Source organism: Streptomyces sp. NPDC021100, assembly GCF_044333095.1.
Lineage (GTDB): Bacteria > Actinomycetota > Actinomycetes > Streptomycetales > Streptomycetaceae > Streptomyces.
This window is the reverse complement of the sequence record NZ_JBIRQH010000003.1, coordinates 438671-455747: the sequence shown is the minus strand read 5'-3', so window position 1 is coordinate 455747 and position 17077 is coordinate 438671. Positions and strand designations below refer to the sequence as shown.

At 73.8% G+C, this 17077-nt stretch carries 11 protein-coding genes, 3 tRNA genes and 1 pseudogene; 4 read left to right on the top strand and 11 right to left on the bottom strand.

Annotated features, from left to right (window positions below):
• Positions 1-109 precede the first annotated feature (109 nt).
• From ACH4PU_RS08705 to ACH4PU_RS08685, 5 genes and pseudogenes are all read right to left on the bottom strand, one after another.
• Positions 110-409 (bottom strand): annotated as a pseudogene (locus ACH4PU_RS08705) (winged helix-turn-helix domain-containing protein); the annotation flags it as partial.
• Between the two features lie 192 nt (positions 410-601).
• The gene (locus tag ACH4PU_RS08700; RefSeq protein WP_398268503.1) at positions 602-1504 is read right to left on the bottom strand and encodes an amidohydrolase family protein; all 903 of its coding nucleotides are present in this window, start codon (positions 1502-1504) and stop codon (positions 602-604) included.
• A 205-nt stretch (positions 1505-1709) separates the two neighbouring features.
• Positions 1710-1783: transfer RNA gene (locus ACH4PU_RS08695), tRNA-Met, on the bottom strand.
• A 47-nt stretch (positions 1784-1830) separates the two neighbouring features.
• Positions 1831-1903, bottom strand: a tRNA-Arg gene (locus ACH4PU_RS08690).
• A 204-nt stretch (positions 1904-2107) separates the two neighbouring features.
• A tRNA-Ser gene (locus ACH4PU_RS08685) sits at positions 2108-2198 on the bottom strand.
• 207 nt (positions 2199-2405) lie between these two features.
• Here ACH4PU_RS08685 and ACH4PU_RS08680 point away from each other — a divergent pair.
• Positions 2406-3047 (top strand): SSI family serine proteinase inhibitor, encoded by a 642-nt coding sequence (locus tag ACH4PU_RS08680; RefSeq protein WP_398268051.1) that lies wholly within the window; start codon positions 2406-2408, stop codon positions 3045-3047.
• Positions 3048-3435: 388 nt separating this feature from the next.
• Positions 3436-8028 carry a PAS domain-containing protein gene (locus tag ACH4PU_RS08675; RefSeq protein ID WP_398268048.1) on the top strand — a complete coding sequence of 1531 codons (4593 nt, stop codon included), beginning with the start codon at positions 3436-3438 and terminating at the stop codon, positions 8026-8028.
• A 12-nt stretch (positions 8029-8040) separates the two neighbouring features.
• Here ACH4PU_RS08675 and ACH4PU_RS08670 read toward each other — a convergent pair whose 3' ends face one another.
• Positions 8041-8619 carry a TetR family transcriptional regulator gene (locus ACH4PU_RS08670; RefSeq protein WP_398268046.1) on the bottom strand — a complete coding sequence of 193 codons (579 nt, stop codon included), beginning with the start codon at positions 8617-8619 and terminating at the stop codon, positions 8041-8043.
• A gap of 126 nt (positions 8620-8745) precedes the next feature.
• On the opposite strand from ACH4PU_RS08670, the gene ACH4PU_RS08665 reads away from it, so the two are divergent.
• Complete coding sequence (locus tag ACH4PU_RS08665; RefSeq protein WP_398268043.1) at positions 8746-10005, top strand: MFS transporter; 1260 nt, start codon at positions 8746-8748, stop codon at positions 10003-10005.
• 296 nt (positions 10006-10301) lie between these two features.
• On the opposite strand, the gene ACH4PU_RS08660 is transcribed toward ACH4PU_RS08665, so the two are convergent.
• From ACH4PU_RS08660 to ACH4PU_RS08645, 4 genes are all read right to left on the bottom strand, one after another.
• Positions 10302-11972, bottom strand: a complete 1671-nt coding sequence (locus tag ACH4PU_RS08660; protein ID WP_398268040.1) for a long-chain fatty acid--CoA ligase — start codon at positions 11970-11972, stop codon at positions 10302-10304.
• Between the two features lie 207 nt (positions 11973-12179).
• Entirely contained in the window at positions 12180-12710 is a 531-nt protein-coding gene (locus ACH4PU_RS08655) for a SigE family RNA polymerase sigma factor (protein ID WP_185942453.1), read from the bottom strand.
• A 193-nt stretch (positions 12711-12903) separates the two neighbouring features.
• Entirely contained in the window at positions 12904-13740 is an 837-nt protein-coding gene (locus tag ACH4PU_RS08650; protein WP_398268036.1) for a glycoside hydrolase domain-containing protein, read from the bottom strand.
• Between the two features lie 616 nt (positions 13741-14356).
• Positions 14357-14680, bottom strand: coding sequence for a hypothetical protein (locus ACH4PU_RS08645; protein WP_398268033.1), 324 nt, complete (start codon positions 14678-14680; stop codon positions 14357-14359).
• A 586-nt stretch (positions 14681-15266) separates the two neighbouring features.
• On the opposite strand from ACH4PU_RS08645, the gene ACH4PU_RS08640 reads away from it, so the two are divergent.
• Positions 15267-15935, top strand: coding sequence for a GGDEF domain-containing protein (locus tag ACH4PU_RS08640; protein WP_398268030.1), 669 nt, complete (start codon positions 15267-15269; stop codon positions 15933-15935).
• Positions 15936-16034: 99 nt separating this feature from the next.
• On the opposite strand, the gene ACH4PU_RS08635 is transcribed toward ACH4PU_RS08640, so the two are convergent.
• Entirely contained in the window at positions 16035-16538 is a 504-nt protein-coding gene (locus ACH4PU_RS08635; RefSeq protein WP_398268027.1) for a carboxymuconolactone decarboxylase family protein, read from the bottom strand.
• Between the last annotated feature and the right edge of the window lie 539 nt (positions 16539-17077).

Below are 17077 nucleotides of genomic sequence, written 5' to 3'. Positions count from 1 at the left end.
CGGGCTCCTTGCAGGGCAGGCCGATGTGATCGATCTACACCGTACAGGGAGTGGTTCTACGGTGTACAGGGAATTTGCCGTACACCGTAGAAGAGTCTTCCGGGCGCGCTCAGACCGCCGGCTTCAGGACGTACCCCATGCCGCGCCGGGTGTGGATCATCGGCGGCCGGCCGGCGTCGATCTTCTTGCGCAGATAGGAGATATAGAGCTCGACGACGTTGCCCCGGTCGCCCCGGCCGAAGGAGTGCGCCCAGACCCGGTCCAGCAGCAGCGTCTTGCTGAGCACCCGGCCGGGCTCCCGCATGAGCTGACGCAGCAGCGCGCACTCCGTCGCCGTCAGCGGGATCGCCGTACCGGCGCGGACCGCCTCACGGTTCGCCTCGTCCAGGACCAGATCGCCTACGACCAGGCGAGGCCGGGCACTTGGGGCTCCGAGGGCGGGGCGGGGGCGCGCTTCCGTCGATGCGATGGTCATGCTCATGAGCGTGCGCCGGGCCCCTGAGAACGGCCTTTCCGCCGTCTGGGAAACGTCTGAGAATCCAGAGGGGTGTACGGGGTGAGCCACGGGGGCCACGGGAGGGAAGGGTGTCGGCCGCGGCCATCAGGCGGCCGGCGCACCGCCGTCGTCCGGGCCCGGGACGCCGAGGAGCCGCGCCGCGTTGTCATGGCACACCCCGCGCAGCCAGTCGTCGTCCTGCCCCAGCCGGGTGAGGGCGGCCAGGGCGTGCCCGTACCCGTAGGGGATGTTGGGGAAGTCGCTGCCGAACAGGATCCGGTCCCCCAGCGCCGCCAGTCGCGGGCGCTCCCCGGCGGGGAACGGCGCGACGTCCTCGATGAAGTCGGTGAACGCCATGGTCGTGTCGAGGTGCACGCCCGGATACCGCTCGGCCAGGTCGAGGAAGGCGCCGTACTCGGGGACGCCCATGTGGGCCACGACCAGCCGCAGCCCCGGGTGCCGGGCCAGCACCCGGCCGATGGGCCCCGGCCCGGTGAACGGCCCCGGCAACGGGCCGGAACCGCAGTGCGTCACCACCGGCACACCCGTCTCCGCCAACAGCCCCCACACCCCGTCCAGCAGGGGGTCGCACGGGTCGTACGCGCCCACCTGGAGGTGCGCCTTGAAAATCCGGGCGCCGGCGTCGAGCGCCGTCCGGACCGACCGGACGGCTCCCGGCTCGGGGAAGAAGGTGGCGGTGTGCAGGCAGTCCGGCGTACGGGCCGCGAAGTCCGCCGCCCAGGCGTTGAGCCAGTCCGCCATGCCCGGCTTGTGCGGATAGACCATCGACGTGAACGCACGCACCCCGAAGGCGCGCAGGGTGCGCACCCGGTCGTCCTCCGCGTCGCGGTAGGTGATGGGCCAGGAGCGGCCGATCGCCTCCGCGGCCGTGTCGAAGTAGGACCAGACCTTGGTGAGGACGCGCTCGGGCATGAAGTGGGTGTGCACGTCGATCAGGCCCGGGAGTCCGAGGTCGCGCCAGAAACTGGTGATCCCGTCGTCCGGCAGGTCGCCGGGTCGTGCGCCGCCGCGCCATATGCCGTCGGGCAGTACACCGTCGTGCCATATGTCGTCGGGCTGCGCGCCGTCGTGCCGTCTGCCGCCATGCCGTACGTCGTCGTCTCGCATGGAGCTCCCTTCGGCGCGGCCGGGCCGGGCCCGGGTCCGGGAACGCCGAAGGCCCGGTACCTGAGTACCGGGCCTTCGGATCGAGTAGCGGGGACAGGATTTGAACCTGCGACCTCTGGGTTATGAGCCCAGCGAGCTACCGAGCTGCTCCACCCCGCGACGGTCGGGAGACCGGGTCCAACACTCTGGTACCGGCCTCTCGGCTGCGCGCTCGGCAGGATTCGAACCTGCAACCTCTTGATCCGTAGTCAAGTGCTCTATCCGTTAAGCTACGAGCGCTTGGCTTCCCGGCGGTCTTTCTTGCCGGTCGGCGTTGCGGGAACAACATTACATGAACTGCGCCGTGAGGCGAAATCCATTGCCACAACCCCTTCTGACCTGCGGAAACACTGCGGAAACCCGGGGGAGCCGCAGGGAAACCCCGCGGCAGCGGAAACACGGAAAAGCCCCGGCCGTCGGATCGACGGCCGGGGCTCCCGGCTGCGGAGGCGGAGGGATTTGAACCCTCGATGGGCTTTAAGACCCAAACCGCATTAGCAGTGCGGCGCCATAGACCGGACTAGGCGACGCCTCCAGCACACCCGCGCGGGCGCGGATGTTGCGTGCAGATGATGACACAGCCCTGGGGCTCGCCACCAATCGCACTCTACGTTACCGGGCCCGACGGCTCCCGGGCAAAGCGATTCCGGGCGCGCAACGCACGGCGCGTCCGGGCGTTAGAGGGGTGAGGATGCGGCCGGTCCGCCGGGCCGCACCACCCCGCGACCCTCGGAGTCCCCGCATGCCGCTCCACCGTCCCCGGCCCCGCCCTTCCGGCCGCGTCGCCGCCCGACGCACCGGCCGTCCCGCCGGCCGTCCCGCCCTGGCGGCGGCCGTGCTCGTACCGCTGCTGCTCCCGCTGATCGGCGCCTCGCCGGCCGCCGCCCGCCCGCTGCCGGTCCCGCCGGGGCCCGGGGCGGCGCCGGCCACGGGAGCGCCGCTGCCGGGCCCGGGCGCCGGGCCGGTACCCGGGCTGGGGAATGCGCCGGGGAATGCGCCAGGGAACACTCTGGGGAACGCGCCGGGAAGCACACCGGGGAGCACGCCGGGGGACCACCTCACCGTTGTGATCGTCGACAGCGGACGGAACGACGGCCGGTACGAGCTCGACTGCCACCCGGCCTTCGGCACCGTCCCCGACCCGCAGGGCGCGTGCGACCAGCTCGACGGGCAGACGCGCTGGGACCGCGACCTCTTCGCCCCGGTGCCGGCCGACGCGCAGTGCACGATGATCTACGGCGGTCCGGAGCGGGCGCATGTGAGCGGGACGTGGGCCGGACGGCCGGTCGACACGGACTTCACCAGGGTGAACGGGTGCGAGATGGCGCGCTGGAACCGGTTCTCCCACCTCCTGGGCGAGCCCGCGCATCCGTCCGAGGGCTGAGCCTTTCCCCATTCCTCTTTTTCCTCTCCTTTCACTCTTTCCTCATCCGACCGCCAACGACCGTTGACGACTGTTGACGACTGTTGACGGCCGCTTGCGTCCTCACCAGCCGTGATTCCGTGCTCCGCCCGCCTCCGGCCCCGGCCCCGACTCCGGCCCCCTGCGGAACCGATCGCTCCGCCCAACCCCCCGGGCCGACACACCGCCCGTCCCGGGCGCCGCACGGCAGGGGCGCCGCACCCCTCGACCGCCGTCGCGCCGGACTCCACAGCCCGTAGACTTCCCCCCAGCAACACGCCGCAGGGGCGGCGGAACTCCCCCAGCCGTCGCTGGGGGTGCCCCCCGTCCCGCGGGTCGCACCGTGCGGTAACAGGGAGGAAGCGTCGCAGTGAGCAGCAGGCCATCCCGAGGCGCTGCTCGCCTCGCAGCCATACTCGACGCCCTGCCCGACGCGCTGTTGCTCGTCAACTGCAACGGCACGGTCGTCAACGCCAATCACATCGCGCTGGAGACGTTCGAGGTCCCCGGCACCGGACTCGTCGGACGCGGTCTGCTCGACCTGCTGCCGGCGTTCGACTCGCGCCGCATCCCCGGCTCCATGCGCCTGCCCGAGGACCGGACGAACGGCGGACGCACCAAGCCGACGCGCATGATCGCGCGGCGTACGGACGGCACGCAGTTCCCCGTCGAGGTCACCAGCGCCAACCTCCCCGACAGCCGCACCCCGTACGCCGAACAGGGTCCGTACACCGGCGACGAGCTGCTGATGCTCGTCGTCCGCGACCTGACCGGCACGCTCGACACCGAGGCCGAACTCGCCCGCCAGCAGCGCCAGACGGAGATGATCCTGCGCGCGGCGGCCGAGGGCGTGGTCGGCGTGGACACGGCGGGCAAGGTCGTCCTCGTCAACCCCTCCGCCGCGCAGATCCTGGGCTACCGCGCCAGCGACCTGGGCGGGCGCGAACTCCACCCGCTGATCCACCACTCGCGCGCGGACGGCACGCCGTTCCCGTTCGAGGACTCGCCGATCGCCGACACCCTGCGTTCCGGTCGCAAACACCGGGTGCGTGGGCAGGTGCTGTGGGCGAAGGACGGGCGTGCCGTGCCCGTCGACCTGACGACGGCGCCGGTGCGCGACGGCGACCAGCTGGTCGGCGCGGTGATGACGTTCACCGACCGCCGCCCGTACGACGCGCTGGCCGCGCGGCACGCCCAGTTGGTGGCTGTGCTCGATGGCTCGCTGCACGGGCCGCTGGAGCGGCTGCGCGGCGAGCTCGGCACGCTGGCCGCCGACCCGGCCGGGCAGTTGTGGCCCGAGGCCAACCAGATCCTGCACCACCTCGCCGCCGGCTACGGGCGGATGGCCCGGCTGGTCGAGAGCGTGCTCGCCTATCAGCGGCTGGAGGAGGGCGAGGGGCGGCTGGAGCGGGTGGCGACCGCCCTGGACGAGGTCGTCGCCGCCGGCGTCGAGGGGGCCGTCGAACTGATCGGCCCCGGCCGTGCGCAGTTCGCGGTGCACGCGCCGGCCATAGAGGCCGAGATCGACGCGGAGTGGTTCGCCCGGGCGCTCACCCACCTGATCGCGGACGTCGCGGGCGTGGACGCGACGGGCGAGGCCGCCGCCGGCGCGGTGCCGTCCGGCGATTCGACGATCGTCGTCGCGGCCGCGAAGCGGGACACGGCCGTCCGGATCGAGGTACGCGGCCCGCACCCCGGCGGCGACCCGGTCCACGGGCCCATCGTGCGGGGCATCGTCCAGCGGCACGGCGGCGTCCTCCAGACCCACGACGTGCCGGGCAGCGGGGGCGGGAAGGCGTACGTCCTGGAGGTGCCGGTCTCGGCGGAGGCCGGGCCCGTCACCCCCTCCGACCGGCCCGACTCCCCGCCGAGCATCGGCAGCGGGACGACGATCATGCCGATGCCGGGGCAGCGGTCGGGAGAGACGGTGGCGGCTCGGGGGACGGCGGAGGCCGGCGGGAGTTCCGCCTCTGCCGCTTCCGCCGCTTCCACGGGAGTCGGTGGGGCTGGGGGCCCGGCAGGCTCTCCGGGTTCTGGAGGTCCTGCGGCTTCCGGTGGTGTTGTCGGGGCTGAGGGGGCTCGGGGTTCCGGGAACTCCGGCGGTGCGGCGGGGCCGTCGGGCTCCGCCGGAGTGGCGGTTCCCGCCGCGGCCGTCGGGAACGGCGGGGGTGCCGCGGGTACCGGAGTCACCGGAGGTGCCGGAGGTGCGACGTCCGGCGCACCGACCGCTCCGCATGCGCCGAACTCCGTGGCACGGCCGATTGCCACCCCCCATCAGAACCAGCATCAGAACCAGCAGGAGCAGCCCAGCCATCCGGCTCCCCGGCCGCACGCTTCTCCTTCGTCTCAGCCGGTCGCCGTGGCTCATCCGGCCTACCCGGTTCCGCAGGCGCGGCAAGGGAGTTCGCCTGCCGGGGGCGCCCCTGTCACCGGCGCCTCCGGTGCCCCCGCACAGCCCGGCGTTCCCAACGCCGCGGTACCTCTCGGTCCCACGCCGCCCGCCGGTGACGGGCCGGGGGGCGCGGCGCCGCACCCCGGTTCCGTATCCGGCGCGCCCGTGCCCGCCCAGCCGACCGGGCGCCGGCGTGGGCCGGCCCGTCCCGACGAGGAGGAGGCGGCCGACGCCGAGCGGGTCCGGGCCAACCGGCACGGCCGCGGCGCCGACCAGGCCCCCGTACCGGGTGCCGGGCTCGTGCCGCCGCAGGTGGCCGCGCCCGCGCAGCCGACCGGACGCCGTGCCCGGCGGGAGGCCGCCGCGGCCGAACCGGCGGAGCCGACGGGCGCGGACACCCGGCGCGCGGCGTTCGCGCTGCCGCCCGCCGAGGCGGACCGCGGACCCGGCCAGGCCGCCGAGGCCGCCGCCGCACCCACCGGGCGCCGCGCCCGGCGCGCTCTCACCGAGGCGCCCGAACGGCCGATCCCGGGCCAGGCCGACGCCGAACCCGACGTTCCGCGCGCCGCGTTCGCGCTGCCGCCGGCCGAAGCCGACCGCAAGCCGGCGCCCGGACCGGGTGCCGAACCCGTCCCGGGCCGTCCGGTGCCGGCCCAGGGCGGGCCGCTCGACGGCGGGCCCGCGGACGGCCGGCCGACGGACCCGGCGGTGGCCGGTCACGGCGGTCCCGGTCATGGCGGCGCGGTCGACGGCGCAGGGGGCGGGGGCCGGCCCGACGCTCCGACCGGCCCTGACGGCTCCGTGCCGCTGCCGGCCGGACAGCCCGGTGCACCCGTCACCGCGCGGCCTGCGGACGCCGCCGGGCCGATGGGCCTCGCCCGGCCCGTCGGGCCCGCCGCTCCGCCCGCCGCGTCGGGGCACTCCGGCCCGGCCGAGGCCGGTCAGGCCGGTGCGGGGCCCGCGGGTGCGGGACATGCCGGGGCCGGAGCCGGGGCCGGGACCGGCTCCCCCGGTCATGCCGGGCACCCCGGACACCCCGGACATTCCGCCCCCGTGGGCCGCGTCGGCCAGACCGGCCCCGCCGGGGGCCCCGAGCGCGTCGACCGTACCGACGTCGGGCATCCCGAGGCGGGCCGGACGGCCATCCCCGTCGGCCCTGTCGGCCCCGGTGGTCACCACGCCCCCGTCGGCCCCACGGGTCCCGAGAGTTCCGCCGGTCCGGCGGGTCAACCCGGTTCTCCGGCGTCTTCGCCGGCCGCGCCCGGGGTCGCCGGTCCCGCCGCGCCGGCCGGTCAGGACGTTCCCCACGCCCGTACGGATCTCGACGGTCCGGCCGACGTGCCGCCCACCGGGCGCCGGCGTGCGCGCCGGGCGCTCGCCGAGGAACCGGGCGCGACGACACTGCCGGGCTCCGGCGACGTCGCCCGCGCCATCAGCGTGCGCACGCTCGGGCAGGGCGCGCCCTACGCGCAGCAGGGCGGGGAGACCCCGCCCGGTGGCACCCCGAGCGCGTCGGGAGCCGGTTCCGGGCGGCGGCGCAAACTGGGCAATCCGGCCGACAACGCCGGTGAGCGGGAAGCTCAGGCCCGGGCGCAGGCGCCCACCGCGCCGCGCCCCGGCCCGACGGGCGGCCCGATCGGCTCCGGCACCGGCACCGGCCCCGGCACCGACCACCCCGGTCCGCTCGGCCTCCGCCCGCCCGCCGCCGCGCAGGAAGGCCGCGCCTTCGCCATAGGGGCGCCGGACGAGGGCGCCGAGGGCCCGGAGCCGCTGGACGGCCCCAACGGCGCCGTGGAGATCAACCCCGCCGTGCCCGTACCGCCGCCCGTGGACGACGAGTTGCCGCCCGAGCCGCTCGACAACCCGCGCCGCCTGCTCGTCTGGCCGGCCCCGGACACGTCCACCCGGCAGGCCCTGACCGAACGCGGCTACCGCCCGGTGATCGTGCACTCGCGCGAGGAGGTCGACGCGCAGATGGCGGCCTATCCGGCCGCGCTGTTCGTCGATCCGCTCACCGGGCCGATCACCCGTACCGCCCTCCAGGCGCTGCGTCAGGCGGCGGTGGCCGCCGGCGTTCCCGTCCTGGTGACGGCCGGTCTCGGGCAGGCCACGCGGGAGGCGGCGTACGGAGCCGACCCGGCCGTCCTCCTCAAGGCGCTGGCACCGCGCGACAGCGAGATGCACCCGGCTCGCGTGCTGCTCGTCGAGGAGCACGAGCCGATCGCCGACGCGCTCACGGCGACGCTGGAGCGGCGTGGCGTGCAGGTGGCCTGTGCCGCCACGGACGCGGAGGCCGTGGCGCTGGCCGGGCAGATCCGTCCGAACCTGGTGGTGATGGACCTGATGCAGGTACGGCGCCGCCGGGCCGGGATCCTGGACTGGCTGCGGGCGCAGGGGCTGCTGAACCGGACGCCCCTGGTCGTCTACACCTCGGCCGGGATCGATCCGGCCCAGCTCCCTCGGCTGGCCTCCGGCGAGACCGTTCTCTTCCTCGCCGAGCGTTCGACCAGCGCCGAGGTGCAGAGCCGGATCGTCGACCTCCTCACGAAGATCGGCACCAGCCCGGGGTGAGGCGCCCGGCCGTCACCTCACGATGCGCCGCGCGGCGGCCCGTACCGACGCGCGGAGGCGGGCGCGGTCCTCGTCCGTGTCACCGGTCAGGACGCGGCGCATCTGCGGCTGGACGGTCGACCAGGAGACCAGGGCGATCAGCATGAACAGCAGGTCGGCGGGCGGGATCTCGGAGCTGATGACGCCCTTGCGCTGGGCCTCGGCGAAGACGGCGACCTTGCGGTCGTAGTGGCGTTTGCGCTCGTCCTCGTGCGGGAAGCTGTCGGTGCCGTACTCCAGGCCCTCCCAGTAGATGAGGCGGATGAGCTCGGGGTGGGCGGCGTGGTAGTCCATCAGGCGGTCGATCCAGGTGTCGACCTCCTCGGCGTCCACGGGGACTTCGGCGGCGAGCTGGGTCAGCCGGGCCTCCAGGACCTGTGAGAACAGCTCCGCCTTGTTGCCGAAATAGGCGTAGATGAGCTGTTTGTTGGCCTTGGCCTCACGGGCGATGCGGTCCACCCGGGCGCCGGCGATGCCGTACGCGGCGAACTCGGCGGTGGCCGCCTCGAAGATGCGGGCCTTGGTGGCCTCGGGGTCCCTTACTCCTGCCATGCCACCCAGAGTAACCAACTAATTGGTTGACAAGGGCGGGACCGGGTCGGGAATATCTTCAACCAACCAGTTGGTTGCCAGTCCCGCGACGCGACGTCCTACCGAAAGTGGGGAGCTCCTCCCGCGATGACCGCCACCCCTGCCACATCCGCCACAACTGTCGAGACCACCCCAGTCCCTGCCACCCCTACCGCCACCGCCCTCCCCGAAATCGGCGGGAAAGGCCCCCGGACCGGCCTCCTCCTGACCGTCATCTCCGTGTGCACGGCCATCACGGCCGCGAACATCTACCTGGCGACCCCGCTCCTCGGCCTGATCGCCAAGGACTTCGGCGTCCCCTCCTCCTCGGTGGGCTGGGTGGCGTCGGTCGGCCAACTCGGTTACGCCGTCGGCCTGCTGCTGTTCGCCCCGCTCGGCGACACCGCCGACCGGCGGCGGCTGGTGTGGATGCTCTCCACCGTGGCGGCCGTGGCGGTCGCGGCGGCGGGGCTGATGCGCGGTACGCCCGCGCTGGCGGCGGCCGTCCTCGTGGCCTGCGCGGCCACGGTCGTCCCGCAGCTGCTGGTCCCCCTGGTCGCCGAGCGGGCGCCCGCCGAGCGCCGGGGACGGCACGTCGGAGCCGTGGTGACCGGCCTGTTCGCGGGCAGCGTCGCGGCCCGGGTGCTCGGCGGACTGGCCGGCCAGGCGTACGGCTGGCGGCCGGTCTTCTTCGGCGCGGCCGTGCTCACCCTGGGCATCGGCGTCCTGACTGCGGCCGTGCTCCCGCCCGAGACGCGGCCCATCCGCCGGTCCCGCCCGCTCAAGGTCATCGCCGGGCTGCCGGGCCTGATGGTCTCCTCGCCGGCCCTGCGGGCGGCGTGCGTCCGGCAGGCCGGCGTGTTCGGCACCTGGAGCGCGCTGTGGACGACGCTCGTCCTGCTGCTGACGGACGAGCACGGCGCGTACGCCATGTCCACGGCGACGGCCGGTCTGTTCGGCCTCTTCGGCCTCACCTCGGCCGTGGCCTCGCCCCTCGCGGGCACCCTGATCGACCGTTTCGGCACCCACCGGGTGATGGCCACCGGCTACGCGGCGGCGGTCGTCTCCCTGCCCCTGTTCTGGCTCGGCGGCGAACACCTCTGGGCACTGTGCGCCGGCGCGATCCTGCTGCACGCCGGTTTCACGGCCGGCCAGGTGGCCAACCAGACCCGTGCCCTGGGCGCCACTTCGACGCCCTCCGCGGCCAACACCGCGTACGTCGTCTGCTCGTTCGCGAGCGGTGCGATCACGTCGGCGCTCGCCGGGCCGGCGTTCGGACGCTGGGGCTGGGACGGTGTGTGCGTGATCGCCGCGGTCTGCGCGGTGGCGGGCTGGGTCGGCGGAGCGCTGGTGGCGCGGGAGCGCTGACCCGGACGGGACGGGCGGGGCCGGCAGGACGGACGGATCGGGCGGGACGGCGGGTCGGGCGGGACGGGTCAAGGCGGGCGGCACCGGCGGGACGGACGGGGTTCGTTCCGAGCGCCCCGCCCCTGCCCGGGCCGTGGCGCCCAGGCGCCGCCGCCTTCCCGCTCAAGCCGCAGCGCTCAGTCCATGGCACTCGGACCGTAGCGCTCAGCGCATGGCACTCAGACCACAGTGCTCACTCTGTGGCACTCAGACCACAGCGCTCAGTCCGTACCGCTCGGGCGCCGGTGCCCGCCCGCTCACTCCCCCGCCCGCACCGGCGGCAGCACCGTGACCTCCAGCTTCCCTTCCGCGTACTCCCGCCGCAGCGCCTTCTTGTCGAACTTCCCCACCGTCGTCTTGGGGACGGACGACACCCGCACCCACCGTTCCGGCAGCTGCCAGCGCGCCACACGCTCCCCGAGGAACGCGCGGAGCACCTCGTGCCCCGCCGAACAGCCGTCGCGCAGCACCACCACGGCGAGCGGCCGTTCGCCCCACTTCTCGTCGGGGACCGCCACGACGGCCGCCTCGGCGACCTCCGGGTGGGCCATGAGGTGGTTCTCCAGCTCGACGGAGGAGATCCACTCGCCGCCCGACTTGATGACGTCCTTCACCCGGTCGGTGAGGGTCAGATAGCCGTCCGGGGTGATCGTGCCGACGTCGCCGGTGCGCAGCCACCCGTCGGGGCTGAACTTGTCCTCCGGGCGGATCGGTTCGCCGTCCGCGCCCCCGTGGTACGCCCCGGCGATATAAGCCCCGCGGATCTCCAGCTCACCGGCCGACGTACCGTCCCACGGCAGGAAGCCGCCGTCCGGCCCGGCGAGCCGCGCCTCGACGGAAACGGGGATGCGGCCCTGGGTGACGCGGTACGGCCACTCCTCCTCGGGCGTGAGCCCGGCCGGCGGGTGGGCGATCGAGCCGAGGGGCGACGTCTCCGTCATCCCCCACGCCTGCACCACCCGCAACCCGTGCCGCTCCTCGAACGCCTTCATCAGGGACGGCGGACAGGGCGCGCCACCGCTGATCACGGCCCCCAGGGAGGACGTGTCCCGCGGGCGCGCGTCGAGTTCGGCCAGCAGGCCCTGCCATATGGTCGGCACCCCGGCGGTCAGGGTCGGCCGCTCGCGCTCGATCATCTCGGCGAGCGGCGCGGGCTGGAGGAAGCGGTCGGGCAGCAGCAGCGACGTACCCGACATGAAGGCGGCGTGCGGCAGCCCCCACGCGTTCACATGGAACATGGGGACGACCGGAAGGCAGGTCTCCCCCTGCTTCAGCCCGAACGTCGCGGCCGAGTTGATCTCCATGGAGTGCAGGTAGAGCGACCGGTGGCTGTAGACCACGCCCTTGGGGTCGCCCGTCGTCCCGGAGGTGTAGCAGAGCGCGGCGGCCCGGCGTTCGTCCAGCTCGGGCCAGGCGTAGGCGTCGGCGGTCTGCGCGGCGAGGAGTTCCTCGTAGTCGTGCACGCGGGGGCGGCAGCCCGCGAGGACGGAGCGGTCGCCGGGGCCGGAGACGATCACGTGCTCCACGCAGTCGAGCTGCGGCAGGAGCGGTGCCAGCAGGGGCAGCAGTGAGCCATCGACGATCACCACGCGGTCCGCCGCGTGGCGGATGATCCAGGTCAGCTGCTCGGGGGGCAGCCGCAGGTTGAGCGTGTGCAGCACGGCGCCCATGGCGGGGATCGCGAAGTACGCCTCGACGTGCTCGGCGTTGTTCCACATCAGCGTCCCGACGACGTCGTCCTCGGCGACGTCCAGGCCCCGCAGCGCGTGCGCGAGGCGCGTCGCACGCGCCCCGGCCTCCGCGAAGCTCCGCCGGCGCGGTGTGCCGTCTCCCGTCCAGGTCGTGATCTGCGCACGCGCGTGGATCACGGTCCCGTGGACCAGCATCCGGGTGACGGTCAGCGGTACGTCCTGCATCGTGCTCTGCACCAGGGGCCTCCCCATTTCGCCTGTTTCGCACCTCTGGCCGCCGGTTGGGCCGTCACGCGAAGGTCGTCAGGTCGTTCCCGGGTGATTCTGGTGGCGTTTCCGGTGGTACGTCACTACCTCGGCGGGGCTTGATCTTTCGGGGCGGCGGTGCCACACGCGCCACGGAAGCGGCGCGCGGCGGGGGTACGGGGGCGCGGGCCCGGCCCGTCACGCCGCCCGGGCCAGCTCCGGGTCCTCCCGCAGTTTGCCCAGGGCGCGCGAGACGGCGCTCTTGACCGTGCCGATCGAGACGCCGAGCAACTCGGCGGTCTGCGCCTCGGTGAGGTCCTCGTAATACCTGAGGACGACCATGGCCCGCTGCCGGTCGGGGAGCCGGTGCACCGCGCGCCACATCGCGTCCCGCAGCGCCTGCGCCTCCGCCGGGTCCGCGGCGGGCGGCGCCTCGCGCTCGGGGAGCTCCTCGCAGGGGTACTCGTCGACCTTCCGCTTCCGCCACTGCGAGGTGCGCGTGTTCACCAGCGCCCGCCGGACGTAACCGTCGAGCGCCCGGTGGTCCTCTATCCGCTCCCAGGCCAGGTAGGTCTTGGTGAGCGCGGTCTGCAGCAGGTCCTCGGCGTCGCTGGGGTTCGCCGTCAGCGAGCGGGCGGTGCGCTGCAGCACCGGACCGCGTGCCCGTACGTACGACGAGAACGACGGGTACACGGCAGTGGATGCACTGGGGCACACGGTCGTGGTCATGCCTCAACGCTAGGAGCGCCCCTGTACCCGGCGGATCGGCCGGAGGTGCCGAAGACCGCTCCCTCTCAGGTCGTACGGGTGGGGCCGCCCCCACCTCCTGGAGGGGTAGACGCCGCGACGTCGGTATCGGTCCGGCCGAGAGCCCCGACGCCGGTGCCGGTATTGGTCCGGCCCCGAGCCCCCCGTCCCGGAGTCACCCGATGACGGCCACCGGGGCGTCGACGAGGTCCCGGTCGATGGTCAGCTTCCGGCCCCCGTGGGTCTCCGAGACCTCCCCCGCGTACTGGTGGATGCGCCGGTGGGGCTGCCAGGCGCTCTTGGACAGGGTGCGTTCGTTGGCGGTCGAGGCGGCGACGCGCCAGCGGGCGAACCACATCACCGACGGCAGCGACCTGACCCCCGCGCGCCGGGCGCGCTCCATGTGCCGGATGCCGGACTCCGCGCTGCTGTAGAAGCCGGAGACGTAGCCGTGCCGGGTGACCGTGCCGCTCCACGACCGGATGAACGCCAGCGTGACCGCGGCGCAGTCCTCGTCCTGGTCGTTGTACGCCTCCATGTCGAGGTAGATCGGGCTGCCCGGCAGGATGCCGAGCCGCCGCGCCTTCTCCACCGCCTCGACGGCCTCCTCGGCCCCCTGGTCCTCCGGCTCGTCGCCGATCGGGATGGCCCGCTTGGTCTCCGAGCGGACGCAGGGCGACTGCGAGCCGACGTACAGCGGAAGCACGCGCCAGCCGAGGTCGCGGGCGCCGGTGAGCCATGCGTGGCTGAGCCACCGCTGACGGGGGCAGGCCCGCCCGTCACCGGCGAAGTAGACGCCGACGCCCCGGTACGGAGAGGTCTTCCACGCCCGCAGCGTCACCAGCGACGGGGCCTGGCAGGTGTCGAACGCCCGGCCCCGGAAGACGGCGCGGGCCTTGGCCATCGGCGCGTTCGCGTCGGCCGCCGTGGCGGGCGCGTAGCCGGCCGGGAGCTGGGCCACGCCCGCCATCAGGGCGACGAGATATCCGATGATCCTTCTTCGTGCGTCCATACGGCGAAGTCAAGGTCCAGGATCCCATGGGCCTTCGCTGACACGCCCTCGATTCATCCGTCTGGCCCGAAAGGCAGCCCGGACGTGGGAACTCCGGCTCCAGGGTGACGAAACCGTCTCTTCAGGACGCTCCGTCGCCGCTTCGCGGTCGCTCCACCGCCGCTTCGCCGTCGCCACGGGTGAGCGGCCGCGCGACGGGCATGGGGGCACCCCCGCGCGGCCGTTCGGGCCTTCGACCCTGACCCGGATCCTGTCCTCGGCTTGTCTGTCGCTGTCCGATGCCGCCCCTTTCTTGCGGACTCCCGCCTTACTCCGGCCGCCGGCGCCGACTCGGTGCCCGACCGAGCGCCGCCCCGGCGTCCCCGGCGCTTCCTTGAGAATCTCGGGGGCCGGGCCCCGGGACGGCCGGGGCCTCCGGCAACCCCGCCCCCAGAAATCCCGGAACCCCCGAATCCCCGAACGCCCGAACCCTCAGACCACCTCAGCCCCTCCGGTCACCGCACTCCCACACCACCCCGCCCCGCCGCGCACGCCCCGGTGGCCCCGACCGGCCGGTCACCTGGGCCGCCTCCCCGGCCACCCTGGGCGTCTCTCGGCGACAGCGCGGACCAACGCCTCAGTCGTCGTGGATATTGGCGAAGACGACCCGGACGTTCTCCTGCCGGATGGCGGTATGGCCGGAGCCGGTGACGCTCGCGGTGTTCTCCTGGTTCGTGGCTCCCGTGCCCGTCGCGACCTGCTGGCTGGTCGTGGAGTTCCCATGGTTGCTGCCACCGACGCCGCTGCCGACGACGCCGGCGATCGCCGCGTTGGAACCCCGGTTGGCGAGCTGCCCACGGGGACCGTCGTCGGCCTGCGCCGAGCCGGCGAAGAGGAGCGCCGCCATCGGGAGGGCGGCTACGGCGGCGAGGATACGGGCTGCCGTGCGGGTGCTTGCCATGTCATGCCTCCATAGGGGAACTGCGCTTCGAAGCAAGGCGGTTGGCCGGCCGCCCTGCGGATCAACGACGTCGCGACAGCAGATTTGCCCACCGAATCCTCACCGAACCCCCTGCTGCTCCCCATTCCCTCGCAAGCATGACGTTCCCTGGATAAACCTTCACCACCTCCACACGCCCACGCATCCGGCCGCACATCCCTCCCTCACCGCCCCGAACCCCCGAAAGCCCCACGGACCGAACCGTTTCGCCACCGATCCGCCCCGGCGTACCCCGCACCGCCGAGCCGCCACTCCCCCGGCGCGGAACGGGCAAGGAATGTGCACCGCCCGCTCCCGCCGCCCGGCGGGCCGACGTTCGCCCGTCCCGGGCGAACTCCCGGGCGGGGCAGGGGGGTCCGGGAGGTCCCGCACGGCACCGTGCGGGTGCGCAGCCGCAAGCGCACACGAGACACACCGGCACGTCGGCGCGACCGGTCCTGCACGCAACAGCGCACCGCGTCACGGCACTTCACGCACACCGGCGCCCACCGCCGGACGGCAATCCGGAACGCCCTCAAGCACCAGCGATCGCACAGGAAGGCACCCGATGACGAACCTCATATGCCAGGTCCTGCCCATCGCCGCCCCGACCCTCGGCTGGGCCGCCCATGCCCTCGTCCTCGCCCGCCGCCTCCGTACCGCCCGCACGGACCCGCTCACCGGGCTGATGCGCCGCGAGGAGTTCACGGCCCGTGCCCCGCGCGCGGTGCGCCACCCGCAGGCCGCGGTGCTGCTGCTCGACCTCAACGGGTTCAAACAGATCAACGACACGCACGGGCACGCCGTGGGCGACCAGGTCCTCGCCGCCGTGGGCCGCCGGCTCGCCGCCTGGTGCGCCTCACGCGGCGGTTTCGCCGCGCGGCTGGGCGGGGACGAGTTCACCGCGGTCGTCCGCCTCGCCCCCGACGCCGACCTGGACGACGAGCTGACGTACGGCCTGTCCGCCCTGCTCTCCGCGCCTCTCGACACGGGAACCGTCACGCTCGCCCCTCGCGCCTCCATCGGCCTCTGTCACACCGCGCACCACCCGGGTGCCGCCCTGCCCGAACTGCTGCGCGGCGCCGACGAGGCCATGTACACGGCCAAGCGCCTCGGCGACCACTGGCGGCCGGCCGGCCCCGTCGGCACGTACCCCACGGTGGCCGGACGCCGCGCCGGCCGCCCGGGGACGCACCTGACGCTGCTCACCCCGGTCCGGCGCCGGGCCGCCTCCTGAACGCCGGCGTCCGCCGGGCGGCACCCGCCGCCCGGCGAACGGCATGTCCACCTTGTTACTGCCCCAAGGCCCCTACTGCCCCTAGTGCCCCTACTGCCCCTACTTCCATTGCTCGGAGAACGTCCGCCCGGGCACCGGCTTGGCGACGAGAGCCAGCGGTACGAAGAACCCGACCTGGCCGATCGCGATCGTCAGGGCGGCCAGCGCCTTGTCGTCGTAGTGCTCGGCCACCTGCGCGTACAGCTCGTCGGACACCCGCTCACCCCACGCCGACGGCTGGAACACCGCCTCGACCAGGGCCAGCGCGGCCCGCTCCGCCGCGGTGAAGTAGGGCGCGTCCTGCCACGAGGACACCGCCGTGATCCGCTCCTCGGTCTCGTCGGCCTTCCGCAGCAGGTCGGTGTGCAGCATGGTCAGGTACGTGTTGCCGACGATCTGGCCGGCCCGCAGGTGGACCAGCCCGATCGTGCGCCGCGGCACCGTCCGGTTCCCCACGGCCTTGAACAGCGCCGCCGACACCTCCGCCATCTCCGGCACGAGCTCCACCGGGTCGGACATCCGCGAGGCCGCCGCCACCTCTGCCGTGATCGCACGCTCCGCCATCGTCATCTCCTCCTCGATCCGCCACCGCAGCGGCCGAACCGCCGCCGTGGTCTTCGTTGTTCGCTGACACCGCACTGACGGATCCCGGAAAACGAACGTGACCAGCGGCGGAATGTGATCCGGAGCACGCGGCGCCTGCCGCGAACGCCATCCGATACCCGCCCCTGCACTTCAGGGGGACACCGGTACGAAGATCCGGAGAATGCTGCGGGCGCCTCCGCGCCGGAGGGGCGGCGCCAAGGCCGGGCGCCACGAGCCGACGCCCGTCGCGCCGTCCTTCTTCCTGTCCGGGAACCTGCCGTCGGGCCGGATGTACGCCTATCCGCCCGACGGGAAGGGCGACTTCGGCGCTTACGTCTGGCTCCACCTCAAGTTCGGCGCTTCGGCTGACCCAGATCTGACGGGCTATCAGGACGGCGCGTACCACGCGATGGACGACGGGACGCTCGACCTCTGGCGGAACGGCAAGCAGAAGCCGGTGGCCGGCGGCTGGGGCCGGTACGACAACGTCTTCTCGCCCGGCACGCTCGTCCGCGCCG